A 25,438-nucleotide genomic window follows, 5' to 3' on the forward strand; every position below is an offset into this window, starting at 1 on the left:
CTCTCCCGCGTCACGGGAGGTATCCATGGCACAATCCAACGTTTCTCTGGGCGCGGACGACCTGCCGGCGACCCGCCTGCCGCCGGACGACCGGCCCACCGCAGAGCTCGAACGACCGGGCCTCTTCGCGCGGGAGACGCAGCGGAGGGCGACGATCCCCTCGAGGCCGCTCCTCGGCGTCCTGCCCCTCGCGCGCGTCGTCCCCCAGGACGTCCACTCCGTCATCGATTACTCGAATGGCATCATCGTCGCCCTCGCCGGCCTGTCGGCGCGCAAGCCGTCGGCGAGGATCGCCGGCGTGATCCTCGGCGCATCGGTCGTGTCCGTATCCCTGCTCACCGACTATCGCCTGAGCCTGGCGAAGCTGATTCCCATCGAGGTGCACGAGGCCATCGACCACGCGTGGGGCGCGTCGGCGATCGCGGCGCCGTTCGTGCTCGGCTACGCGAAGCGCTCGCCGCTCGCCGCGCTCATCCACGCCGCGACGGGCGCGGCCACCATCCTCGGATCGCTGCTCACCGACTACCGCGCGGTGAGGGGCGTCGGCCGCCGGGCGCGCATCGCCTAGCCGCGCGCGCGGCTAGGCGATGCGCGCGGCTAGGCGATGCGCGCGGCTAGGCGATGCGCGCGGCTAGGCGATGCGCGCCCGGCCGGCGACGAGCCTCCCGAGGTGCGCACTCGCCCCGCGCCGAGACCCCCGTTCTCCGGCTCACCCACGCTCCGCGAACTGCGGTATCGCGCCGATCGGACTCGCGATCACCGCACCACAACGCACATCGCCCGCCCTGCCGCAGCGAGCTTAAGCGCTTGCCACGGGCGTTCGGCCCATGCAACCATCGACAAACTATGCGCAAGACCAGGATCGAAGATCTGCCCTTCACACTGGTTGAGCAGATGTACGACACCGCGGATACCGTCATCTACCGCGCGAAGCGCGACGCCGATGGTACTCCGGTGACGATCAAGGTGCTGAAGGGTGAGCACCCCGGCCAGCGGCATGTCGCGCAGCTCCGGCACGAGCTCGAGATCTCGCGTCACCTCAACATCGATAGCGTCGTTCGCGCCCATCGGCTGGAGAGCATCCCGGGCGGGGCGGCGCTCGTGATGGAGTACTTCCCGGGGGCGCCGCTCGACAAGCTCGCCCGCTCGGCGCCGCTCGACCTCAAGGCCAAGCTGCGTATCGCCTCGTCGCTGGCCGGCACGCTGGCGGCGGTGCACGGAAAGCACGTCATCCACAAGGACGTCAAGCCGCAGAACATCCTGGTCAACCCGGAGACGTGGCAGGTCAAGCTGACGGACCTCGGCAGCTCGACGCGGCTCTCGGAGGAGACGCTGGCCGCGGAGCGCCCGGATCTGCTCGAGGGGACGCTGGCCTACATGTCGCCGGAGCAGACCGGCCGAATGAACCGCGTCATCGATTACCGGACTGACCTCTACTCGCTGGGAGTGACGCTGTACGAGCTCTTCGCCGGGGTGCTCCCCTTTCAGGCGGCCGATCCGGTCGACCTCATGCACAGCCACATCGCGCGGGTCGCGACGCCGCTGTGCGAGCGCTCGCCGGAGATCCCGAAGGCCGTGTCCGACATCGTGCAAAAGCTGATGTCCAAGGTCGCCGAGGAGCGGTACCAGAGCGGGACCGGGCTCAAGGCCGATCTCGACGCGTGCCTCTCGGCGCTCGAGGCGACCGGCCGTATCGAGCCGTTCGAGCTCGGGTCGCGCGATGTCTCGAGCGAGCTCAGGCTGCCGCAGAAGCTCTACGGGCGCGACGCGCAGATGGCGGAGCTGCTCGCGGCCTTCGAGCGGGCGCGCGGGGGCCGGTGCGAGCTGCTGCTCATCGCGGGCGGCGCCGGGATCGGGAAATCGGCGCTCGTGAACGAGCTCCAGAAGGAGGTCGCGCAGCGGCGCGGGCACTTCATCGAGGGGAAGTTCGATCAGCTGAGCCGGAACATGCCGCACGCGCCCGTGGCGGGCGCGCTGCGCCAGCGCGTCCGGCAGCTCCTGACCGAGCCGGCCGAGTCGCTCGAGCAATGGAAGGACAAGCTCCTCGCGGCCGCGGGGAAGAACGCGCAGATCCTCGTGGAGCTCGTCCCGGAGCTCGAGCTCGTCATCGGGCCACAGCCCGCGGTGGCCGAGCTCGGGCCCAACGAGGCGCAGAACCGCTTCAACCTGGTGTTCCAGGACTTCTTGCGCGTCATCACGTCGGCGGAGCACCCGGTCGTGCTCTTCCTCGACGACCTCCAGTGGGCCGACTCGGCCTCGCTCAAGCTCTTGCACGTCGTCCTGACCGATCCGGGCGGGGCCTACCTGCTGATCATCGGCGCCTACCGCGACCAGGAGGCGATCGCGGGACAGCCGCTCATGACCTGGCTCGGCGAGCTCAAGGCGGCGGGCGTCCCGCGGCGCGAGCTCCTGCTCCCGCCGCTCTCGCTCGCGGACGTGCAAAAGCTCGTCGCGGACGCGCTGGGCGCGCGCCCGGAGCAGGTGCAGGCGCTCGCGGAGGTGCTGTATGCGACGAGCAAGGGCAATCCGTTCTTCCTGAGCCAGCTGCTCAAGGAGCTCTATGCGGCGGGGCTCGTGTCCTTCGACCCGGGCGCCGGGCGGTGGACGTGGGACCTCGAGCCGATCCGGCAGCGCTGGGGCGCCGTGAACGTGCACGATCTGCTCATCGACAAGATGCAGCGCCTCTCGCCGGAGACGCAGCTCGTGCTCCAGCTCGCCGCGTGCATCGGTCACCAGTTCGATCTGAAGACGCTGGCGACCGTGCGCGAGCTGCCGCCGGCGGACGTCGCGGCCGATCTCTGGGAGGCGCTGCGCGAGGGGCTCGTGCTGCCGCTCGACTCCGATTACCGGCTGCTGCACGCGCCGGGCGGCGCGCCGGCGGAGCTGCCGCTCTCGGTGCGGTACCGGTTCCTGCACGACCGGGGGCAGCAGGCGGCCTACAGCCTGATCGAGGACGCGCGCAAGCAGGAGGTGCACCTCCGGATCGGCCGCCTCATGCGGGCGCAGCTGAGCGGGGAGTCGCGCGACGAGGATCTGTTCAAGGTCGTGAGCCACTGCAACCTCGGCGCGGCGCTGATCGACGACCGGGCGGAGCAGCTCGAGCTCGCGCGGCTCAACCTCACCGTGGGCAAGCGCGCCAAGGCGTCCATGGCGCACGCGGCGGCGTCCGAGCACTTCAGGACGGGGCTGTCGCTGCTCGGGCCGCGGGGGTGGGAGGAGGACTACGCGCTCTCTTTCGCGCTGCACCGGGAGCGGGCGGAGTCCGAGTGGCTGAGCGGCAACGAGAAGCACGCGGAGGCCTCGATCCGCGAGCTCCTCGGGCACGCGCGCTCGCGCCTCGAGCGCGCGGAAGTCTATAACCTCCGGATCCTCGTGCACACGATGCGCGGGGAGTTCGAGGACGTGCTGCGGGTCGGCCGCGAGGGCGTGGCGCTCTTCGGGATCGAGCTGCCGGAGCCGCTCGAGGCGATCCAGGCGGCGTTCGGGGCCGCGCTCGCGGAGGTGCCGGTCCACCTGGCCGGCCGCCGCGTCGAGGAGCTCGCGGACGCGCCGTGGGTCGGCGACGAGGAGCAGCTGGCCGCGCTGCGGCTCCTGGCGGCGATGATCCCGGGGGCGTACACGCTGAGCCCGGCGCTGCTCGCGCTCATCGCGGCGACCCAGGTCAACCTCTCGCTGAGGTACGGCAACTCGCCCGCGGCGGCGTGCGCGTACGGCCTCTACTGCCTGCTGCTCGCGGGGGGGATGGGGCGGCCGGAGGAGGCGCGGCAGTTCCAGGGCGTCTCGCTGGCGCTCTGCGAGCGGCCCGCGGGGGTGGAGCTCCAGTGCAAGGCGTACGTCGTGTGCGGCGCGCCGTCCCACCTCTTCGAGCCGGTCCGCGCCTCGGTCGCGTGCCTCGCCAGGGCGTACGAGGCCGGGCTGAGCTCGGGCGACTTCAGCTTCGGGGCGTACGCCTGCCTGAACATCGTGACGATCCTGCTCTGCTCGGGCCACGAGCTCGGCGCGCTCCGCGAGGATCTGACCGGGTATTTGCGCTTCCTGCAGCGGACGCAGGATCCGCTCGGCACGCCGGTGCTCGTCGTCGCGCAGCAGATGATCGCCTGCCTGGAGGGCAGGACGAACGGGCGGAGGAGCCTGAGCGACGGCGCGTTCGACGAGGGCGCGTTCCTCGCGGGGCTCGCGCCCGCGCAGGAGCTGCCGCGGTGCTGGTACTTCGTGAACATGCTCGTGCTCGCGGTGCTGTACGGCGACGCCGAGGGCGCGCTCCTGATGGCGGCGCGCGCCGAGAAGCACAGCGGGAGCGCGATGGGCCTGTTCCTCGCGAACGACATCCCCTTCTACGTGAGCCTCGCGCTGCTCGCGCTCTGCGCGACGGCGACGGCGGAGGAGCGGGAGCGGCACCTCGCGGCCGTCGCGGAGCACCGGGCGAAGATCGCGGGCTGGGCGCGGCACGCGCCGGAGAACTACGCGCACAAGGAGCGGCTGATCGGGGCGGAGGTGGCGCGCGTCCTCGGCGACGACGCGGAGGCGGCGGAGCTCTACGATCAGGCGATCCAGGGCGCGCGGCAGGGCCAGTTCACGCACCAGGAGGCGCTCGCGCACGAGCTGTGCGCGCGGTTCTACCTGCAGCGGGGCCGGGAGCGGATCGCGCGGTGGCACATGGCCGACGCGTACCGGGCGTACCTCCGGTGGGGGGCGATCGCGAAGGCGGAGCACCTCGCGAAGGAGCACGAGCAGCTGCTCGACCTCTCGTCCCTCGGCGAGGCGCAGCCGGCCCGGGTCGTCGGCACGACGGTGACGCGCCGGGGGAGCACCGAGTCGTTCGACGTCGCGACGGTCGTGAAGGCCATGCAGGCGGTCGCGGGCGAGAACGTGCTCGATCGGCTGCTCGACCGGCTGATGCGGAGCGTGGTGGCGAACGCGGGGGCGCAGCGGGGCGCGCTGATCCTGGAGCGCGACGGGAAGCTCGCGATCGTGGCGTCGATGCGCGTCGATCCCGACGTGGTGGAGACGGGGCTGTCGATCCCGGCGCTCGACGGCAGGGAGGTCGCGGCGAGCGTCGTCCAGCTCGTCGCGAGGACGCGTGAGCCGGTCGTGGTGAACGACGCGCGCCACGACAGTCGCTTCGCGGCGGATCCGTACGTCGCGGAGCGGAGGCCGCGCTCGATCCTGTGCCTCTCGATGACGCACCAGGGGCGCTCGGCGGGGCTCCTGTACCTGGAGAACAACGTGGTGCAGCGGGCGTTCACGCCCGGCAGGGTCGAGGTCTGCGGGCTCCTCGCCTCGCAGGCGGCCATCGCGCTGGAGAACGCGCTGCTCATCGCGAGCATCCGCGCGGGCACCGAGGCGCTGCAGCGCTCGAACGAGCAGCTGCAGCGGGAGCTCGAGCTGCGCGCCGCGTCCGAGGCGGAGCGGGCGCTCTTGCAGCAGGAGATGATGCGCCGGCAGACGCCGATCATCCCCATCACGGACGACGTGCTGGTCATGCCGATCGTCGGGGCGATGGACGGGGAGCGCGCGCAGCAGGTGCTCGAGACGGCGCTGACCGGGTTCCACTCGAGGCAGGCCAAGGTGGTGATCCTGGACATCACCGGCGTGGCGCAGGTCGACGCCACGGTGGCGGACGCGCTGATCAAGACGGCCAAGGCGCTGCAGCTCCTCGGGGCGAAGACGGTGCTGTCGGGGGTGCGGCCCGAGGTGGCGCGCGCGCTCATCGAGCAGAACGTCTTCCTGGGGTCGATCGTGACGATGGGGACGCTGCAGAGCAGCATCGCGTATGCGCTGGGCCCGAACGGGCTGTCCGGCTCGCCCGGGCGTCGGCCGGGGGCGTCGCGGCAGGCGTGATAACGCGGCGCCGCTGCGCGCGCTCCGCCTAGGCGGTGCGGGCGGCGCCGCCGCGCGCGCAGCGGCGTCGGGGAGGGGTCAGGGCGTGCTGTTCGGATCGGCGGGGTCGCTGCCGGCGTCGCGCTCGTCCCCGTCGAGGAAGCCGTCGCTGTCGCGATCGATGCCGGCGCGCGCGCCCGAGCCGGGCGGCATGCACGTGTACGTCAGATCGTGGTGCGTCTGGGTGGACAGCAGGCGGAGCACCGTGTCGCTGATGGGCGGGAGGAGCTGCCGGTCGGTGAGGAAGTGGCCATTGCCGACGTAGAGGAACCCGACCTCGTGGAGGAATCCCTGGGTCTTCGCCACGAGATCGCACTCCCCGACGTCGGCGCGATCCATGAGCAGGTCGATGCGCGGCCCGGCCACCGCGCTGTTGTTATGCTTGAGCGTCACCTGCTGGCCGACGATCGGCGCCATGTTGCTCTCGATGGCGAGCACGTAGGCCTCGAGCTGCCGGCGCAGCACGTCGCCCGCGGGGGTGAAGGGGATGGCGTCGGGGTTGTTCGGGAACTGGTCGGAGAACCCGATCGCGGAGAAGAACCGGTACATCGTGTCGACGGTGCCGTTGTTCAGGATGCCGAACCCGCGGATCTGGTCCCCCATGTGCTGGTTGTCGCGCGGCAGGAAGACGAAGGGGATATCCGGGAGGCCGAAGGCGCCGACCTTGGTGTACACGTTGCGGAGCTGCGGTATCTTGAAGAGCTGCGTCTGGAAGTCGAAGACGGAGGCGCCGCTCGTCCCGAAGAAGCCGGGGAAGTCGTCGCCCGGGTTGGCGTCCGGGTCGACCACGTGGCAGCCGCCGCAGCTCGCGATCGAGTTGACAACGGGGCCGTTGTAGAAGTCCTTCCCTGCCTGCTGATCGGGCGTGAGCGAGTTGTCCAGGTTCCTGATCGGGTTCGGCGGGTAGGTGACCTGGAGCATGAAGTCGGTGAACGCCTCCATGTCCTCAGGGGGGAGGGGCCCGCTGCGCCCGAGCAGGTCGGCGAACGCCACCTGGAACTGCCGGAAGGCTTCCCGCTCGTCGAACGCCCCGTCGTCCGGCTGCGCGGACGGCTCGAGGTTGCCCCCGGTGCGGTCGCCGCGCCAGTGCATCGGCCCGTGGTTGGCGAGGCCGCGCAGGCTCTGCGTCATCATCGGCCCCTTCATCGGGTGGAAGATCGGGTCCGTGATCTCCTGGTTGAAGATGACGTCGTAGAGGCCGAACGGGAACGGGCCCGGGTCCGGCACGACGGGGGCGTCGGGGTTGCCGAGGTTCCAGGCCAGGTCGTCGAGATCGCCGAAGACGTGGCAGCTCGCGCAGGCCGAGTCGCCGTGGCTCGACGTGAGCGAGGCGTCATAGAGGAAGCGGCGGCCGTTCACGATGCTGGCCGGCTCGGGGTTGTGCATCGGGACGTGTCCCACCTCGGTCTTCGATGTGGTGTTGATGATCGAGATGGAGTTGTCGAAGCGGGTCAGCACGTAGAGGCGATTCCTGCTCTCGTCGAGCACGAGGCCGGTCGGCCCGCCGCCGCTCACCGGGATCTGGTTCGCGGTGCTCGGCACGAACGTGTCGTTCTCGAGCGCGGCGGTGCTGAACACGCCGATCTTGCTCGACCCGAGCGCGGCGACGTACAGCGTCGCGCCGTTGCTGGTCACGGCCATCTCCTGCGGGAAGGCGAGGCTCTTCGCGTTCTCGGCGTTGGGGACCGGGGCGCAGCAGGTGCTGTAGTCGATGTGCTTGTTGAGGTGCCGCGGCGCGACGCTCCCCGGGCTGAGGACGGTGATCCGGCTCTCGTGCAGGTGGCCGCGCGTGGTCTCGCCGGCGAAGAGGCCGGGGCCCTCGAAGTTCTGCTGGCTGAACGCTTCGGTGTTCGCGACGTAGACCTTCCCGTTCACCGGGTTGACGGCCATGTTGAAGAGGATCGTCCCGACGCCGGAGAAGAAGCCCTGCGCTCCGCTGATCCACGCCGGGGGGTTCGCCGTGGCGTCGATGACGAAGACGTCCTTGTCGGGCAGCGAGAACCTCATCTGGTCGTCCCAGAGCTTGCCCCGCTCGTCGTACCAGTGTCCGCCGTCGTATTTCACGATGACGGCGACCTCCGGCGCCGGCGCGCCCTCGAAGTTGGTGCTGGGCCCGGGCGCGCCGTTCGGCCCGAAGCCGTCGGGGACCAGCGCCTCGTTGACGGTGGCGGTGCGGTTGCCGGAGTGGAACGCCGCCGCGTACACGCGGGTGCCGTCCGGGGTCACGGCGAGGGCGCGCGGCGTGTCGCTGAAGAGGGTGATGATGTTGAGCGGATTACCCCCGAGCGACTGGCCGAGCTGGTTTGCGTCGAAGACCCACACGTCGGCGCGACCGACGCCAGGCGTCGTGAACTGAGGGTCGTAGGGGACGTTCTGGCCGCGGTGCGCCGTCGTGATGAAGGCGCGGTTTCGCCCCGGACCGGCGAACACGATGTCGCGCGGCTCGTCGCCGACGAGGAGCGTGCGCACGACGCGCCCGGTCTGCCCGCCGAGGCCCAGCTGGACGACGCTCACGCTGTCCGACAGGTGGTTGACGACCCAGACCTCGTTATTGCTGCGGACGGCCACGGCCACCGGCTCCAGGCCGACAGATATCGACGTGCGGTGCTCCAGGCCGCCGCTGCCGATGCGGAACACCTCGAGGCGGTTGTCCGGCGTGTTGACGGCGAAGAGCAGCTTCCCGTCGGGCGAGATGGCCAGCGGGCGGACCTGGCCGCTCTCGAACGCGGTGAACGACGGCGCGGCGAGCGCCGGGGCCCCGGAGAGCGATACTGCAGTCAGGGATGCGACGAGAGCGCCTAGCGTCGCCCACCGTGAACCGGGCAATCGAGTCATGGATGCCTCCGTGGTGTCGAGTGGCTCCCCAGCCACACAACGACAATCCAAGACTGTAAGACAAAATCGAATGATTGTTCAAGCATGCAAAGAAGCTCGGCGCGATTTTTTGCAAAGGGGCGATCTCTCGTTCTCTCGTCCTCGTCCTCTCGTCATCTCGTCCTCGCGCCCTATCGCCGATCTCGCGTCTCTGTCGCTGATGTAGGCGTCGATAGCGGCGGCGCGCTGGACGACGCGTCACCGTGGCTGGGCGCGCGTGCGACGCGGGAGGCGAGGCGGCGTGTGCGCTCGTCTACCTGGGTTACGTGAGTCACGCGAGTCACCTGAGTCGCGCTCAGCGTCGGTGGACCGCGTCGCCGGTGCCGGCGGGGGCCGGCGGGGATCGGAGCATCGGCGGAGCGGGGGGCGGCTCGGCTGTGATGAGGAGCACGAATGACGCGCGCGGGTCGCGCTCCGAACGGCTGTGCGCGCAGGAGGGGATTGGATCCAGCGCGAGGACGCTGTAGGATGGAGGGCTCGTATCGACCACCGGACCAGCTCTGGCTGTAGTACCGAGGGAGGCGATCTGGCGGGCACGGCGCGCCGGTCGCGGGATGGAGAAGCTATGAGGAGCTTGCGCGTGGACCCTCTCGTTACCGACGGCTTCGGGATCGAGCCGGCCCTGAGGGACGACACCCTCAGCGTCAAGCTCACCGGCAGGGGGGACATGGCGGCTGCCGCGCCGCTCAGCAGGTACGTCAAGGCCCTGGAGGGCGAGGTGGCGCGCCTGTCGGTGAGCACGCTCGAGCTCGACGTGCGCGGGCTGTGCTTCATGAGCTCGAGCTGCCTCAAGGCGTTCGTCAGCCTCATCTGCAGCCTCGTCGGCCACGGCATGAAATGCAGGATACGGTTCGTGACGGACCCGCAGCTCGCGTGGCAGCGCCGGAGCCTCAGGCCCCTGGATCGCATGTGCCCGGAGCTCGTCTCGATCGCCGACGCATGAGCCGAGGGCCCGAGGCCATGACGAGGAAGCGCCGGACGATCGCGTTTCTGATCGACAATGTCGTCGGCGACTACCAGTCGGAGCTGCGCGCGGGGGTCGAGCGCGCGGCCGAGGCGCACGACGTCAACCTGCTGACGGCGTTCGGCGACCCGTCGAGCGCCCTCCGGCCGGACGAGACGGACCGGAGCACCTTCTATCACCTCATCGGTCCGGACACGGCCGATGGCGTCATCGTCGCCTCGTCGACGCTCTCCCGCTACGGCGGCGTCGACGTCATGCGGGCGTTCTGCCGGTCCTTCGCGCCGCTGCCGGTGTGCAGCATCGGGACGGCGATCGATGGAGTCCCGAGCCTCATGGTCGACAACGCCCTCGGGAGCGAGATCTCGGTCGCGCACCTGGCCGACGAGCACGGGCGCCGGCGCATCGCGTATATCGGCGGGCCGCTGAGCAGCGAGGAGGCGCAGCTGCGCGCCAGCGGGTACCGGAGGGCGCTCGCGGCGCGGGCGCTCCCTTGCGACGAGCGCCTCGTGGCGGTCGGCGCGTTCACGATACCGACCGGGCGCGAGGCGATGCGCGAGATCCTGGCGCGCGGGGCCGAGTTCGACGCCGTGGTGGCCGCCAACGACAGGATGGCGCTCGCGGCGATCGAGGTGCTCAAGGCGGAGGGGCTCCGCATCCCCGAGGACGTCCTCGTGTGCGGCTTCGATGACGTCGGCATTGCCCGCTTCACGAAGCCGTCGCTCACCACCGTCCATCAGCCGATCAAGCGCCTCGGGGGGATGGCCGTGAGCACGATCCTCCGCCTGATCGGCGGCGAGGCCGTCCCGGCGCTGGAGCTCGCGGAGGTCGAGCTCACGCAGCGCGAGTCCTGCGGCTGCGGCTACCGCCCGGGCGACACGGTCCTCCCGCCGTCGCCGCCGGCGCAGGGCTCTCCGCGCCCGGCCTCCGACCAGCGGGCCTCTCTGGAGAGCGCGCTCAGGAGGAGCGTGGCGATCCCGATCGGCGCCCTCGACGGCTGGGCGGGCGACCTGCTGACGGCGCTGGAGGACGAGCTCGCGGGCGACCGGGGCCGCTTCCTGCGCGCGCTCCAGGCGCTCCTCGACGAGGCGAGGCGCGAGGGCGTGCTCCTCGACCAGCTCCAGGCCGTGATCTCCCTCTTGCGCGAGCGGGTCCGGCCGGCGGCCGCGGCCGGCGACGCGGCGGCCCTGGAGCCGCTCTGGCACGCTGCGCGGATCCTCATCGGGAGCGAGTCCGTGCACGTCGAGGGCGAGCAGCGGCTGCGCGTGGAGCTCGCCGCGATCGAGGTCATCTACGGCGCTCGGGGGTTCGCCGCGTGCTTGAGCCTGCCGGTCCTCAAGGGCCTGCTGGCGTCGGAGCTGCCGCGGATGCAGCTGTCGCACGTGGCGGTGTCGCTCTACGACGACGCCCAGCGCGCCTCGCTGAGGCCGCTGTTCCTGATGGATCGTGGCCGCGAGGTGGAGGCGCCGCCCGTGAGCTTCCCGGCGCGCCGCCTCGCGCCGCCGGGGTTCCTCGGCGGCGTGGAGCGCAGCAGCATGATCGTCCTCCCGGTCGCGTTCGGCGACGTGGAGACGTTCGGCGTCGCGGTGCTCGACAGCCGCGCCAGCGCCATGAGCTACGACGTGCTGCGTCTCCAGCTCGGCTCCGCGGTCAAGGCCGCGGCGCTGCACCGGGAGGTCGTGCGGGAGGTGGAGCTGCGCGAGCGCCTGGAGCAGGAGCGCGTGCGCCAGGAGAGCCAGGTCGCGGCGCGCATCCAGACCGCGCTGGTGCCGAAGCAGCTCTCGATCGAGGGGCTCGAGCTCTGCGCGGTGATGCAGCCGGCGGCCGAGGTCGGCGGCGATTACTACGATGTGCTCGCGACGCCGGGGGGCGGTTGGCTCGGGATCGGCGACGTGGCCGGGCACGGGCTCGCGGCGGGCCTCATCATGCTGATGATCCAGAGCATGGTGTCGGCGCTGACGAGCAACGACCCGAGCGCGAGCCCGGCGAGGGTCGTCGTCGCGCTCAACAAGGCGATTTACAAGAACGTCCGCGGCCGCCTGGACCGCGACGAGCACGCGACGCTCCTCTTGCTCCGGTACGAGCGCAGCGGGCGCGTGACGTTCGCCGGCGCGCACGACGACATGATCGTGTGTTCGGCGCGCTCCCGGCGCTGCACGTGCATCGCGAGCTCCGGGGTCTGGATCGGCGCGCTGCCCGAGATCGGGGCGATGACGCGGGACGCCGAGCTCTTCCTGGAGGACGGGGACCTGCTCGTGCTCTACAGCGACGGCGTGACCGAGGCGCGCAACGCGCAGCACGAGCAGTTCGGGCTGGAGCGGCTGTGCGCCATCATCGAGGCGGTCCAGACCGCGCCCGTCGACGTGATCCGCGACCGGATCCTCGAGGCGGTGGAGGGCTGGTGCCCGAGCCCGGACGACGACATCACGATCGTCGTGGCGAGGCATCGCGCGCCCGAGTAGCGCGCCCGAGGCCAGCGAGCGCTCATTCGTGCTCGGGACGGCGTGCGCCAGGAGCACGCCGGTGAGCCGCTCGCGTACGGTGGCCCGCGGATGCCGCCGGGGAAGCCGGCGCGCTCGTTACGACGCCCGCGTCGGCTTCCGCGGGGTCGGCGACTTACGCACCTTTCGCTCCGGGACGCGCGAGCGATTCCCCGGGATCGAGCGCTGTGCCGCCCTGGCCGGTTCCGGCGCGAACACCTCGCTCACGGAGGCGGCCGTTGCGGCGCGGGCGATCCATCGATCGAGCTCCGCCGGGACTGTGCAGGCCTTGACGTGAGCGCGCTCCTCAGCCGTCAGCGACAGGCCGCGCGCGTCGAGCACGGCGAGCAGGGCCTCCTGCATGCCCTCGATCTTGCCCTCGATCTTGCCCTCCGCCTTGCCCGCGGCTCTCCCGCGCTTTTCAAAGAAGAGCCGGAAACGCCGAGACGCTTGGGTTTCAGGGACTTTGCTCGGATCCATGGCCAGCTCCCTGAGCGAGGCGAGCATGGCGTCGCTCAGCACGGCCAGGATCGCACGCGCCTGCGCGTCTCGCAACGGCTCGTCGGTGAGGTGCTGCTCGGTGAGCTCCAAGGCGCGCGCCACGATCCTGCGCGCAGCGGGCCCGTGGCGGTGGTGCACGGCCCAGGCGGCGAAGAGCGCGAGCTCCGGATACGCCGGATCGAGCAGCGCCTCGACGCGCCGACCCGAAAGGAGCAGCACCCGCGGCGTCAGCTCGAAACGCGTGCCGAGCTCGCCCCGAAAGCGCGCGGCCTGCTTCGCCCACGAGGCTACGCGGCGGCTGGCCGTGATCACGATCACCTCGCCCATCGTCTTCTCCTGATGGACGAGCACGCTGACCGCGAGCGGCCAGCTCCTCCGCTTGCGCTCATCGATGGAGTTCTGGATCTCGACCATCACCCACCCCGGCCGCCGCGAACGCAGGAGCAGGTCCGGACGAACCTCGATGGCCCTGGTGAAACGCACGGTGGCATCGACCGCCTCCGCCGGCGTGCCGAACGAGCTACCGGTGAGCCGCTGGAAGAGGTCGGCGAGCAGCGCTGGACGGTCCCGCAGCGCGACGATGAGCACCTCGTGCGGTGTTCCCGGCATGCGCTCCTCTCTACTCGACGCGAGAAGAGTTGGCGAGGCATCAAGTCGGGAGATCGATGCTCGTCTGATGAGGCCCGCCGACCCACCTGAGCATTCGTGAGAACCTTTCTTGCTATTCCTGACCAAGCACGCCTGGCGCACGTAATGAGGTGCCGAGCGCGCCAGGCGCTGCCTGCCTGAGGAACCGAGAGCGGCCATGTCGACCTGCCGCGAACCCAACGTGGGTGTGCCGGGGGGAGGGGCCCGCGAGCGCCTCGGTCCCGGCGCCCCTGGCGGCCGCCACCCCCTCCGCCGCATCCGCCACCCCTGGCTGCCCGTAAGTACCTGAAATCGCGTGCGTCCCTGCCTGGCACGCCGTTCGCGAAAGGGCTCGGACATGCAGGCCACGGCGCTCACGTTCTCGCTGCTCGGGCTCGACGCCCACCCCATCCGCGTGGAGGTCGACTCCGGCCGCGGCCCCTCGTTCTTCCAGATGGTGGGCCTCGCCGAGGCGAGCGTCCGAGAGAGCCGCGTGCGCGTCCGCGCCGCGCTCCAGCAACTCGGCGTCGAGCTCGACGAATATGTGATCACCGTGAACCTCGCCCCGGCAGACCTCAAGAAGAGCGGCGGCGCGTACGACCTCGCGATCGCCATCGCCGCGCTCGCCGCGCTCGGCAAGGTCCCGGCCGGAGGGCTCGACCAGATCGGCTTGCTCGGCGAGCTCTCGTTGAGCGGCGCGGTGCGCCCGGTGCGCGGCGTGCTGCCGGCGCTGCGCGGCGCGGCGGAGCAGGGGATCCTGCGCGCGATCGTGCCTCACGGCAACGCGCGCGAGGCGGCGAGCGTGGCCGGCGTCGACGTCTTTATCGCCGAGCACCTCGGCCAGGTCGTCTCGCACCTCCGCGGCAACAAGGCCCTCCCCGGCGCCGGCTCCGTGGCCACGGTCGTCGCCGAGCCCAGCGCCGCGGCGGTGGATCTCGCCGAGGTCCGCGGCCAGCACGGGGCGCGCCGCGCGCTCGAGATCGCGGCGGCCGGTGGACACAACCTCATCATGCTGGGCCCGCCGGGCAGCGGAAAGACCATGCTGGCTCGCCGACTGCCCACGATCATGCCGCCCATGTCCTACGAGGAGGCGCTGGACATCACCGCGATCCACTCGGTCGCCGGGCTGCTCTCCCCGGACCGGGGCCTCGTCGCGGCGCGCCCCTTCCGCGCCCCGCACCACACCGTGAGCGCCGCGGGCCTCGTCGGCGGCGGCGATCCGATCCGCCCGGGCGAGGTCTCCCTGGCCCACCATGGTTGCCTGTTCCTCGACGAGCTCCTCGAGTTCCGCCGCGGCGTCCTCGAGGCCCTCCGCGAGCCCCTCGAGGAGGGCACGGTCGCCCTCTGTCGCGCGCGCGCCCGCGTCGTCTTCCCCGCGCGTCCGATCCTGGTCGCCGCCATCAACCCTTGTCCGTGCGGCTTCTACGGGGATCGCGGGAATCGCTGCGTCTGCTCCCTCGACCGCGTGCGCGCCTACCGCGCGCGGCTGAGCGGGCCGCTGCTCGATCGCATCGATCTGCACATCGCCTTGCCTCCGGTCGACGTCGCTCACCTGTGCGCGCCGCTCGGGACGGCGATGGACGACGGCCGGGCGCCCTTGCACGCGCCCGAGAGCTCGGCCGCGGTGCGGGCGCGCGTGGTCGAGGCCCGGGCCGCGCAGCGCGCGCGCTTCGAGGCGGGGGAGGTCGCGGCGACGCACAACGCCGAGCTCGGCCCGCGGGATCTCGCGCGCGTGGCCATGCCGGACGTCTCCGGGGCGCGCGTGCTCGCGTCGGCCGTGGAGCGGCTCGGCCTCTCGGCGCGGGCGTACACCAAGGTGCTGCGGGTCGCCCGGACGCTCGCCGACATGGACAGGAGCGCTGCCGTGCGCGCGGCGCACGTGGCCGAGGCGATCGGCGCGCGGCTGTTCGACCGTGAGGCCGCCTCCGGGCCTCCGCCCGTCACCGCCGCGGCGGGCGCCTGAGCCTGCCGCGCGACCCAAGATCATCGCGCCTGCAGCGACGCAGGCGCGATCGCGGCCGCCCCGACGGCCGCGTCGAATCGGCTGTTCGCGCGCTCGGGGGCGCGCACGCGAAGCACGCGACACGCAACGAAGGCACGTTGAAAGGAAGAGACCAAGATGATGACCGAGATCGCTGAGAAGCTCCGCACCGTGAAGACCGTCGTCGGCACCATCGAGAAGCAGTTCGGGAAGGGGGCGATCATGTCGTTGAACGATGAGAACGAGACCAGGGACATCGGCCTGATCCGGACCGGCTCGCTGTCGCTGGACGCGGCGCTCGGGATCGGCGGCTACCCGCGCGGGCGGATCGTGGAGATCTACGGCCCGGAGTCGTCGGGGAAGACCACGCTCACGCTCCACGCGATGCGGGAGGCGCAGCGGGCGGGCGGGGTCGCCGCGTTCATCGACGCCGAGCACGCGTTCGACGTCACGTACGCGCGCTCGATCGGCGTCGACATCGACCGGCTCCTCGTCTCGCAGCCGGACAACGGCGAGCAGGCGCTGGAGATCGTCGAGATGCTCGCGCGCTCGAGCGCGGTCGACGTGATCGTCGTCGACTCGGTGGCTGCGCTCACGCCCAAGGCCGAGATCGAGGGCGACATGGGCGAGTCGCACATGGGCCTCCAGGCGCGGCTGATGAGCCAGGCGCTGCGGAAGCTCACCGGGATATGCCACCGGACGGACACGACGCTCATCTTCATCAACCAGCTCCGGCAGAAGATCGGCGTCGTCTTCGGCAACCCCGAGGTGACGACCGGCGGCAACGCGCTCAAGTTCTATGCGAGCGTGCGGCTCGACGTGCGTCGGGTGGGGCCGGTGAAGGTGAGCGACGAGGCCATAGGATCGAGGACACGCGTCAAGGTGGTAAAGAACAAAATGGCTCCGCCCTTCCGAGAGGCCGAGTTCGACATCCGCTGGGGCGCCGGCATCGACGGCGCGGCGGACCTCATCGACTTCGCGTGCCAGCTCGGGGTGGTGGAGAAGAGCGGAGCGCACCTGTCCTTCGCGGGCGAGCACATCGGGCAGGGGAGGGAGCGCGCCCGCGAGGCGCTGATCGGCAAGCCGACGCTCGCCACGTCGCTCCGCGCGGCCGTCGACGCGGCCGCGCCGGCGCGGCCCGGCGCGAGCGCGGCGATGGATGCGTGAGCCCGAGCGGGCGGCGCGCCGGCGGCCCGGGGCTGCCGGGCGCCGCCCGCTCGGCTCGAACGACGGTTTGCTCACGGGGAGACACCGCGCCTCGTGGAGAGAGGCGCGAGGCAGCAGGAGATCTCGATGGACGGCGCTCGAGCGATATCGAGCGACGGGTGACAGCGGAATGCGACAGCTAACGACGTAATCGACGGCAAACCACGTAATCGACAGCAAACGACGACAACGACAACAAACGACGACAACGACAACAACATCACGATCTGGAGCGCATCATGAACGACGGAATGAACAAGGTGATTCTCATGGGCAACCTCGGCTCGGATCCGGAGCTGCGCTACACCGGCAACGGCACGCCGGTGCTCCAGCTGCGCATGGCGACGAACGAGTCGTTCGTCGACAAGAACAAGGAGCCCAAGGAGCGCACCGAGTGGCACAACATCGTGTTCTGGGGGCCGCGCGCCGAGGCGCTCGCGAAGGTGCTGACCAAGGGCGACGGCGTGCTCATCGAGGGCGGGCTGCGGACGTCGAGCTACGAGAAGGACGGGATCCGGCGCTACCGCACCGAGGTGATCGCGCGGGAGCTCCGCTTCACCGGGCGCCGGTCCATGGCGCAGCCGCCGCCCGGGCTGGAGGACGACGGCGAGGCGACGCAGCCCGGGGCCGCGGTGCCGGCCACCGCGCGGCCCGGGAAGAACGGGGCGCGGGGGCGGCCGCCGGAGGTGCCTGCGCTGGATGAGCTGCCGTACTGAGGGACGAGAGACGGGCGAGGCGGCTGGGTGAAGCCGCCTCGCGGCGGCTCCCAGTACGCCTCGCCGCCTATCTCACCTAACCCAGCCGGGCACGCGATGACGCGCTCGCCCCGATGGACCGGGGAATCTCCGCGAGGGCGAGGACAGAGTTCCCGCACCGGTCGCAACCCGGCCGCTGCGCGCGTCGTCGTCGACGCCGTTGCGCGGAGCACCAGCGACTACTCGAATTTCTTCGGGACGAGCGGGGAGAATTGGGGCGCGCGCTTCCGAGGGCTGGAGCCGTTCGGCGCCGCGGCGCTCGTCGAGGCGAGGGACGGCGCGGTCGATGCGTCTTCCGTTCCATCCTTGCGAGGCGCTTGTGGCAGCTCGAGCTTGGTCGGATGCGCGCCGAGCTCCGTCACCGCGACGTCCGCGACGATCTCCACCTCGCCCTTGAAGACGCGAACCCGGCGCATGCTGCCCAGCTCGCCCTCGAGCTCGAGGATGCCGTCCCGCATCGTCGCGGGGCGCCCGTCGATCTCCACCGAAGCGTCGGCGGGCAGCACCACCAGGTTGACGCGGCGTCTGGGTGCGGGCTGCTCGGTTGTCGCCTGCGGTGGCGCCTGGGAGGCGCCACCCTGCGCGAAGCCGTTGACAGCTCGAACCACGGTGTAGGCGCCGAGGCTCCCAGCGAGCAACACGCTGATCCCGGCCGCGTGCCAGATGCGACGCCACGCCAGCCCGTTCGGCTGCGGCGCCGCGGCTGCTGCGGGGGGCTCAGGGATGGTGTTGCTCGACGTGAGCGTCGTCGTATTCACGTCGCGGGCGGTCACACCGATGGTCGTCGCGATGTCGGGTCGGTCGGCCACCATCGCGCGCTCGGTCTCGGTGAGGGGAACGAGCATGCTCTCGTCGATGGTGAGATCCCCGTCGAGCAGCGGCAGGATCGCCTTGAGCATCGCGGCGGCGCTCGGGTAGCGCCGCTCCCGGTCGTGCTGGAGAGCCGTGTGCACGATCCTGGAGATCTCCGGCGAGACCCACGGCGCGAAGTCTTGCACGGGCGGGGGCGGCTCCTGCACGAGCGCGGCGATGAGCTCGACGAAGGCCTCGATATGTTCATGCGGCGTGCGTCCCGCGAGGGCGCGGTAGAGGACGATCCCGAGCGACCAGATGTCGGTCCTGTGGTCCATCTCTCTGCGCCCCCGCGCCTGCTCCGGCGACATGTACCGCGGGGTCCCGAGCATGGTCCCTGTCTGGGTGAGGCCCGTCGACGGGTCCTCGGAGCCGTGGGGCCGCCTGATCTTGGCGATGCCGAAGTCGAGCAGCTTGACCGTGATCGTCGGCTCTCCCTCGCGGCGCGCGAGGAACAGGTTGGCCGGCTTGATGTCCCGGTGCATGACGCCGGCCTCGTGCGCCTTCTGCAGGCCCACGCACGTCTGCGCGACGATCCGGAGGGCGAGGGGCGGCGGTAGGGGGCCGAGCCGGCCGAGGAGCTGGCCGAGGTCTTCGCCGCGGAGCAGCTCGATGACCATGAAGGGCGCGCCGCTCTCCGCGTCCTTGCCGCTGTCGAGCACGCGCGCGATGTGGTCGGTGTCGATGCCGCCGGCGACCCTCGCCTCGCGCTCGAACCGCCCGATGGCGGAGCCGCTGCGCTCGGCGCGCTCCGGGTTGATGAGCTTCACGGCGACGCGCCGCTTCTCGGCGAGGTCCTCGGCCTCGTAGACCGCTCCCATCCCCCCCTCGCCGAGCAGCGAGCCCAGCAGGTACCTACCGTTGAGCGTTCTGGCGTTCATAACCGCAGCGTTCTCGAAGGTGCTCTACCGTGATGCGGTCGCTCATTCTGCGCCGTACGGGCCGCAGTCGTCCCGCCAGGAAGCTTATATACCACGGGCTCGGCGCGTTCACGAGCCCTCTCACGCGGCGCGCGCGGTCGTGGAGCGCCGGCGCGCCGGCGCGCATGGCGTCTGGAAAAGACGGGTAGAGTCATCAGGTTAGCCGGTCAGTTGGACGCGTGTACCCTGCGGAGGGCGTCTGCGTCCGTGGCGCCTGAGGGCGAGGCGGAAACGGCCGCTGGGCCGCGGAGCGACCAGCGCGCGGGGGCGGCGTTAAGGCGCCACGAGCGCTCCGCGAGACTGCGCGCCGCACCCCGAAGATGCGCCGGAAGAGATCAAGGAGGTATCCCAAAGGCGTAAGGAGCATCCTTGCGCGGATGGGTCCGGTCGCATCGGTGTAGCATCGTTTCGCAAGCGCCGTGATTGATCCGGCGCTGCCGCTGCATTATCGGTTTGCGCTTCACGACGGTTCCGAACGATGCTCCGCCGCTCCCTTTTCGCCTGGGCCTGCGCGGCCCTCTTGACGCTGGAGCTTGTGTCGGCGCCGCTCGCCGCCCAGCCTTCCGCGCGTCGCGTGGCGCCGCCGACGGTGCCGCCTCTAGGCGGTGGTGTCGCGGTCGCGGCGCCGAGCGCGCCGGTGCCTGCGCCATACGAGACCGGCGCGAGGGAGGAGGCGGAGGGGCGTTTTCGACGGGGGCGTCGCCTCTTGCTGGAGGGCGCGTGGGACGCCGCGCTCGCGGAGTTTCTCGAGTCGAGGCGGCTCTACGCGACCTGGAGCGCCACCTCGAGCGCCGGTGCCTGCCTGATGAATCTCGGGCGCTTCGATGAGGCGCTCGAGGGGCTGCTTGCGACGTACGGGGACACTCTCCCGGCCGCTGTCAAGACCGCAGCACAAAAGGAGGTGCTCGCGCTCCGTGACGGGGGCGGGACGATCGCGCTCGTCAGGGCCGAGCCGGGCGCAGCCGTCGTGATCGACGAACGAGCTCGCGGGGCACATCCGTCGGCCGCGCCGCTGCGCGTCGTTGCGGGTACCCACGTGGTCCGCATTTCCAAGGACAGGTTCGAGCCGTTCGAGAGCGCCGCATCGGTGGCTGGCGGTCAAACGACGAGCGTGGTTGCGCGCCGCTCGTCGCGTCCGGGCGGCAGCGCGTCGCGGAGCGGAGAGGCAGGGCGCTCGCCGTGATGGTGGATGGTTCGAGGTGGGCAAGACGCCGTGGGAAGGGCCGATCGCGGTCGGCGAGCACACGGTGGTCCTGCGCGGCGAGGACAGCTCGAAGTGGGTTTTGGTTTGTGGCGTCGATATGTAGATGACGAATATTGGTTCGCTTCGATGGCTCATTGTTAATCTGGATTCTGTGTGTTCAGGTCTCTTTGCGGCTTATCATGGATACCATTGGGTAGGATGGGGACTTGCTCCCTGAGCATCGTGAGCAATATGTCGAAGCATTCCGAAGCCCCGAACGCTCGCGTCGACGCACGCACCGGAACTGTCCACGCGATGCGGCTCGCGAGCCACGTGGCTCAGCCAGCACCGCAGGACAACCCGACACCTCGCGCACCGGACGCGCCTCTCGAGCCCCCCGCCGCACCGGTCACCACCGCTGTCGTTGCGGATTCAGCCGGCGCTCCCCAAGCCAGCAGCACGATCGCGGCGGGCTCTGTCATCCGCCATTACGAGCTCATCCGTGCTCTCGGCAGCGGCGGCATGGGAACCGTCTTCCTCGCCCGCGACACGCGCCTCGGTCGCCTCGTGGCCATCAAGGTCCTCCTCAAGCACAGCGGCGAGCGCGCGCAGCGTTTTCTGATCGAGGCGCGCGCCACCGCGCACATCAGCCATGAGAACATCGTCGTGATCCACGAGCTCGGTGAGCACGACGGCCGGCCCTATATGGTGCTCGAGTACATCAAGGGCAAGACGTTGAGCGAGCTGCTCAGCAAACAGCGCGATGGCCTGGACGGCGAGCGGGACGAGGAGGACGCCGAGGCGCCGCCCTCGGCGCCGGCCGCCGCCGGCCTGCCGCCGGGCCGCGCCGTCGAGCTGATGATCCCGGTCGTCCGCGCGCTGGTCTGCGCTCACGAGCGCGGCATCGTCCACCGCGATCTGAAGCCGTCCAACATCATGATCAGCGATACGGGCACGGTGAAGGTGCTCGATTTCGGTCTCGCCAAGCTGCTGGGCGCGCGCGACGGAGAGCGCGACGGCGCCGCCGACGTCGCGCTCGCGGAGACCTTGCTCGACGATGACGCCAACGCCCTCGTGCTGACCGGCGCCGGCGCCCGGCTCGGAACCGCGCCGTACATGTCGCCGGAACAATGGGGCGGGGGCCCCGTGGATCACCGCACCGACATCTGGGCGGCCGGCATCCTGCTGGCGAAGCTCGTGCTCGGCCGGCATCCGCTCTCGCCGCTGTCGCTCTACGAGCTGTCCACGATCGCCCGCCTCAATGTCCCCATGCCGAGCCTCCGCGAGATGCGCCCGGACCTCGGCAAGCTGGCCTCGATCATCGATCGATGCCTGATCAAGCGGCGAGAGGACCGGCTCGGCAGCGCCCGCGAGCTGCTCGCCGAGCTCGAAGCGCTCGCGCCAGCGTGGTCGAGGCCCTCCGCGGGCGAGGAGCACAACCCCTACGCTGGCTTGGCCGCGTTCCAGGAGAGCGATGCGTCGCGCTTCTTCGGCCGCGCCCGGTCGATCGCCGAGGTGGTCGCGCGGCTCGCCGAGCAGCCGCTCATCGCCGTGGTGGGGCCGTCGGGGGCAGGGAAGTCGTCGTTCGTGCGCGCCGGCGTGATCCCCGCGCTGGGCCGCACGGGCGAGGCGTGGGAGTCCTTCACCATTCGCCCGGGCGCTCATCCCCTGGCCGCCCTGGCCGAGCTGCTGCTCGCCCGCGAGTTCGAGACGTCGACGCAGGACGCCGCCCGCCCCGCGCGCGACGCGTCCGCCCCGGGAGGCAAGGACCGCGAGGGGCTCATCGCGAAGCTGCGCGCGGAGCCGGGGTTCCTGGGTGCGCAGCTCCGCGCGCGGGCTCGGCGCAAGCTCAAGCGCGCCGTGCTCTTCGTCGATCAGTTCGAGGAGCTCTACACCCTGGCGCGGGGCGGCGAGCGAGAGCGCGCCGCGTTCTATGCGTGCCTCGCCGGGGTGGCCGACGACCCGGGCTCGCCGCTCCGCGTGCTGCTCACCCTGCGCTCGGACTTCCTCGACCTCGTCGCCGAGGCGCACGCCGCCACGACCGGGCTGAACCGCGGGCTCATGCTGCTGTCGCCCATGGACCGCGAGGGGCTGCGCGAGGCGCTGCTGCGGCCGCTCGAGGCGATGGAGCATCGGTTCGAGCCGCCGGAGCTGGTCGAGGAGATGCTCGACGAGCTGGAGCACACCGCGGGCGCGCTGCCGCTGCTCTCGTTCACCGCGGCCAAGCTGTGGGAGCAGCGCGATCGGGCGCGGCGCGCCTTGACCGAGGCGAGCTACCGGCGGATGGGCGGCGTCGCCGGGACGCTCGCCGGCCATGCCGATGCGGTGCTCGACGCCATGTCGTCCAGCGAGCGGATGCTGGCGCGGGCGGCGCTGCTCCGGCTCGTGACCCCCGAGCGGACACGGGCCCTGTGCACGCTGGGCGAGCTGTGTGAGCTCTCCGCGGTGCCGTCGGACCGGGATCGGGTCCTGAGCCGCCTCATCGACGCTCGGCTGCTGACGGTCGAGGGCGGCGGCTCGGCCGAGGCGACGGTGGAGATCGTGCACGAGTCGCTGATCGAGGCCTGGCCGACGCTGGCGCGGTGGGTGGCCGAGAGCCAGGAGGACGCGGCGTTCCTGTCGCGGCTCCGCAACGCGGCCGCGCAGTGGGAGGCGAGCGGACGATCTGAAGGTCTGCTCTGGCGCGGGCAGGCGGCGGCGGACGCGAAGCGCTGGCGCGCGCGGTACTCCGGCGAGCTCGCGCTCGGAGAGGAGCGCTACCTGAAGGCGGTGATCGCGCTGGCCCAGCGCGCGCGGCGCCGGCGCTGGAGGATCGCGATGGGCGCGATCGGAGGGCTCGCGACGGCCGCCGTGGCGGTGTCGTACCTGGCGGTGCGCGCCGATCGAGCGGCGAAATGGGCGCACGAGGAGGCCGCGATGGCCGCGCGGCAGGCTGCGCGCGCGGACCAGGAGGCGGAGCGCGCGCAGGCCGAGGCGCGGCAGGCGCGCAATGCGACGCGCATCGCGGCGGCGCGCGAGCAGCAGGCGGATCCGACGACGGCGCTCGCGTTGCTGCGCGAGGTGGAGCCGCCGGAGGTGCCGCGAGGGTGGTCCGAGCTCTCGCGCGGAGCGCTGCAGGCCGGGGTCGCCCGGGTGGTGCTCACGCATCCGGAGGCCGTCCTGGGGACGTCGTTCAGCCCCGATGGGAAGCGCATCGTCTCCGCGTGCTTCGACAACATCGCGCGCGTGTGGAACGCCGACGGCACGGGCGAGCCCCTGGCGCTCCGCGGCCACGAGGATCGGGTCTGGTCGGCGGCGTTCAGCCCAGACGGCAAACGCATCGTCACGGCGTCTTTCGACAAGACGGCGCGCGTGTGGAGCGCCGACGGCACGGGTGAGCCGCTGGTGCTCCGTGGTCACGCCGATCGGGTCCATTCCGCGGCGTTCAGCGCCGACGGCGAGCGCATCGTGACCGCGTCCTTCGACCACACCGTGCGTGTATGGAGCGCCGATGGTGCGGGCGAGCCCCTGGTGCTTCGCGGTCACGCGGCTGGGGTCTACTCTGCGGCGTTCAGCCCGGATGGCAAGCGCATCGTCTCCTCATCGCATGACAAGACGGCGCGCGTGTGGAGCGCCGATGGTGCGGGCGAGCCGCTGGTGCTCCGCGGCCACGCCGGCGCGGTCTACTCTGCGGCGTTCAGCCCGGATGGGAGGCGTATTGTCACCGCGTCGTGGGACAAGACGGCGCGGGTGCGGAGCGCCGACGGCATGGGCGAGCCGCTGGTACTTCGCGGCCACGAGGCAGGGGTCTACTCTGCGTCGTTCAGCCCGGATGGTAAGCGTATCGTCACGACGTCATGGGACAAGACGGTGCAGCTGTGGAGCGCTGACGGTAAAGGTGATCTCCTGGTGCTCCGAGGGCACGAGGATGGTATCTATTCAGCGAAATTCAGCGCTGATGGGACGAGCATCGTCAGCGCATCCTGGGACAAGACGGCACGCGTGTGGAGTGTCGATGGCACAGGCGATCTCCTCGTGCTCCGCGGTCACGAGGCCGGGGTCTATGCGGTGGCGTTCAGCGCCGACGGCAAGAGCATCGTCAGCGCCTCGGCGGACAAGACGGCGCGCGTGTGGCGCACGGGCGATACGCGTGCTTCTCTGGTTCTTCGCGGTCACGACGATCGGATCTATTCGGCGGCATTCAGCCCTGATGGCAAGCGGATCATCACCGGGTCATGGGACAAGACGGCGCGTATCTGGAGCGCCGACGCTACGGGCGAGCCGCTGGTGCTCCGCGGTCATGCGGATGGCGTCTATTCCACAGGATTCAGCCCAGACGGCAAGCGGGTCGTCACGGCGTCGTGGGACAAGACGGCGCGCGTGTGGAGCGCCGACGGCACGGGCGAGCCGGTGGTGCTGCGCGGTCATGAGGAACGGGTCAACTCGGCTGCGTTCAGCCCTGACGGCAAGCGGGTCGTCACGGCGTCGTGGGACAGGACGGCGCGCGTGTGGAGCGCCGACGGCACGGGCGAGCCGGTGGTGCTGCGCGGTCATGAGGAACGGGTCAACTCGGCCGCGTTCAGCCCAGACGGCAAGCGGGTCGTCACGGCGGCTTGGGACAGGACGGCGCGCGTTTGGAGCGCCGACGGCACGGGTGAGCCGGTAGTGCTGCGCGGCCACGACCACTGGGTCATCTCGGCTGCGTTCAGCCCTGACGGCAAGCATATCGTCACCGCATCTCAGGACAAGACCGTGCGGGTGTGGAACGCTGACGGTACGGGTGACCCCCTGGTCCTCCGCGGCGCCGGTATGGCGTACAACCACGCGGTGTTCAGCCCGGATGGGAAGAGAATCGCCGCCGCCTCCGATGACAATAGCGTATGGATATGGGCCGACCTCGACCCGCTTCGCGGCGTCGATGATCCCAGGCTGTGGACCGCGACCACCTACTGCATGTCCGTCGAGCGCAGGATCAAGATCCTGAACGTCCCCGAGGCCACCGCGCATGCTCAACAGGACGCGTGCCTGCGCCGTGTCGAACAAGCTCGCGGGGCGGACTTCGCGCCTCCGACGAATCCTTGAGGGGGCGCCGCCAGCGCTGGAGGGGCGCGCGGCCGGCGGGCTCTTCACCTGGTTACGAGCCCGCTCCCTCCCCGGGGGGGCGAGCGCGGCGGGTAGCGTCCGAAGCGCGCGAGCCGGCGTCTCGCTGGGGATAGCCGTTCACGCGCGCCGTGGCTTC

At 71.0% G+C, this 25,438-nt stretch carries 12 protein-coding genes; 9 read left to right on the top strand and 3 right to left on the bottom strand.

The window, feature by feature from the left end:
- Window positions 1–25: 25 nt before the first annotated feature.
- Together WMF26_RS15575 and WMF26_RS15580 are read left to right on the top strand one after the other, a co-directional pair.
- On the top strand, window positions 26–568 hold the full coding sequence (locus WMF26_RS15575) for an SPW repeat domain-containing protein (protein WP_438000956.1): 543 nt from the start codon (window positions 26–28) through the stop codon (window positions 566–568).
- A gap of 278 nt (window positions 569–846) precedes the next feature.
- Entirely contained in the window at window positions 847–5,841 is a 4,995-nt protein-coding gene (locus tag WMF26_RS15580; protein ID WP_438000957.1) for an AAA family ATPase, read from the top strand.
- A gap of 78 nt (window positions 5,842–5,919) precedes the next feature.
- On the opposite strand, the gene WMF26_RS15585 is transcribed toward WMF26_RS15580, so the two are convergent.
- Window positions 5,920–8,715 (bottom strand): beta-propeller fold lactonase family protein, encoded by a 2,796-nt coding sequence (locus WMF26_RS15585; RefSeq protein ID WP_438000958.1) that lies wholly within the window; start codon window positions 8,713–8,715, stop codon window positions 5,920–5,922.
- 604 nt (window positions 8,716–9,319) lie between these two features.
- Here WMF26_RS15585 and WMF26_RS15590 point away from each other — a divergent pair.
- Together WMF26_RS15590 and WMF26_RS15595 are read left to right on the top strand one after the other, a co-directional pair.
- Window positions 9,320–9,697 carry an STAS domain-containing protein gene (locus tag WMF26_RS15590; protein WP_061626502.1) on the top strand — a complete coding sequence of 126 codons (378 nt, stop codon included), beginning with the start codon at window positions 9,320–9,322 and terminating at the stop codon, window positions 9,695–9,697.
- Window positions 9,698–9,714: 17 nt separating this feature from the next.
- On the top strand, window positions 9,715–12,177 hold the full coding sequence (locus tag WMF26_RS15595; RefSeq protein ID WP_438000959.1) for a SpoIIE family protein phosphatase: 2,463 nt from the start codon (window positions 9,715–9,717) through the stop codon (window positions 12,175–12,177).
- 117 nt (window positions 12,178–12,294) lie between these two features.
- On the opposite strand, the gene WMF26_RS15600 is transcribed toward WMF26_RS15595, so the two are convergent.
- Window positions 12,295–13,431, bottom strand: a complete 1,137-nt coding sequence (locus WMF26_RS15600; protein WP_438000960.1) for a hypothetical protein — start codon at window positions 13,429–13,431, stop codon at window positions 12,295–12,297.
- A 250-nt stretch (window positions 13,432–13,681) separates the two neighbouring features.
- Here WMF26_RS15600 and WMF26_RS15605 point away from each other — a divergent pair, with 250 nt between their 5' ends.
- The 3 genes from WMF26_RS15605 (at window position 13,682) to WMF26_RS15615 (ending at window position 17,226) form a co-directional block, all read left to right on the top strand.
- Window positions 13,682–15,286 carry a YifB family Mg chelatase-like AAA ATPase gene (locus WMF26_RS15605; protein WP_438000961.1) on the top strand — a complete coding sequence of 535 codons (1,605 nt, stop codon included), beginning with the start codon at window positions 13,682–13,684 and terminating at the stop codon, window positions 15,284–15,286.
- 156 nt (window positions 15,287–15,442) lie between these two features.
- Window positions 15,443–16,471, top strand: a complete 1,029-nt coding sequence (recA, locus tag WMF26_RS15610; RefSeq protein WP_437940870.1) for a recombinase RecA — start codon at window positions 15,443–15,445, stop codon at window positions 16,469–16,471.
- A gap of 278 nt (window positions 16,472–16,749) precedes the next feature.
- Complete coding sequence (locus WMF26_RS15615) at window positions 16,750–17,226, top strand: single-stranded DNA-binding protein (protein ID WP_061627762.1); 477 nt, start codon at window positions 16,750–16,752, stop codon at window positions 17,224–17,226.
- Between the two features lie 218 nt (window positions 17,227–17,444).
- Here the strand turns inward: WMF26_RS15615 and WMF26_RS15620 are convergent, their stop codons facing one another.
- On the bottom strand, window positions 17,445–18,998 hold the full coding sequence (locus WMF26_RS15620; protein WP_438000962.1) for a serine/threonine protein kinase: 1,554 nt from the start codon (window positions 18,996–18,998) through the stop codon (window positions 17,445–17,447).
- A gap of 745 nt (window positions 18,999–19,743) precedes the next feature.
- On the opposite strand from WMF26_RS15620, the gene WMF26_RS15625 reads away from it, so the two are divergent.
- Window positions 19,744–20,220 (top strand): PEGA domain-containing protein, encoded by a 477-nt coding sequence (locus WMF26_RS15625; protein ID WP_438000963.1) that lies wholly within the window; start codon window positions 19,744–19,746, stop codon window positions 20,218–20,220.
- A 252-nt stretch (window positions 20,221–20,472) separates the two neighbouring features.
- Window positions 20,473–25,281, top strand: coding sequence for an nSTAND1 domain-containing NTPase (locus WMF26_RS15630; RefSeq protein WP_438000964.1), 4,809 nt, complete (start codon window positions 20,473–20,475; stop codon window positions 25,279–25,281).
- Window positions 25,282–25,438: the final 157 nt, after the last annotated feature.

It is taken from the genome of Sorangium sp. So ce185 (assembly GCF_051526825.1).
GTDB lineage: Bacteria > Myxococcota_A > Polyangia > Polyangiales > Polyangiaceae > Sorangium > Sorangium cellulosum_D.

Excerpts from the sequence above, each read along its gene's own strand:
- WMF26_RS15630 (WP_438000964.1), top strand. The coding sequence starts at position 20,473 with ATGTCGAAGCATTCCGAAGCCCCGAACGCTCGCGTCGACGCACGCACC.
- WMF26_RS15620 (WP_438000962.1), bottom strand. The coding sequence starts at position 18,998 with ATGAACGCCAGAACGCTCAACGGTAGGTACCTGCTGGGCTCGCTGCTC.
- WMF26_RS15605 (WP_438000961.1), top strand. The coding sequence starts at position 13,682 with ATGCAGGCCACGGCGCTCACGTTCTCGCTGCTCGGGCTCGACGCCCAC.
- WMF26_RS15595 (WP_438000959.1), top strand. The coding sequence starts at position 9,715 with ATGACGAGGAAGCGCCGGACGATCGCGTTTCTGATCGACAATGTCGTC.
- WMF26_RS15585 (WP_438000958.1), bottom strand. The coding sequence starts at position 8,715 with ATGACTCGATTGCCCGGTTCACGGTGGGCGACGCTAGGCGCTCTCGTC.
- WMF26_RS15590 (WP_061626502.1), top strand. The coding sequence starts at position 9,320 with ATGAGGAGCTTGCGCGTGGACCCTCTCGTTACCGACGGCTTCGGGATC.
- WMF26_RS15615 (WP_061627762.1), top strand. The coding sequence starts at position 16,750 with ATGAACGACGGAATGAACAAGGTGATTCTCATGGGCAACCTCGGCTCG.
- recA (WP_437940870.1), top strand. The coding sequence starts at position 15,443 with ATGATGACCGAGATCGCTGAGAAGCTCCGCACCGTGAAGACCGTCGTC.
- WMF26_RS15575 (WP_438000956.1), top strand. The coding sequence starts at position 26 with ATGGCACAATCCAACGTTTCTCTGGGCGCGGACGACCTGCCGGCGACC.
- WMF26_RS15580 (WP_438000957.1), top strand. The coding sequence starts at position 847 with ATGCGCAAGACCAGGATCGAAGATCTGCCCTTCACACTGGTTGAGCAG.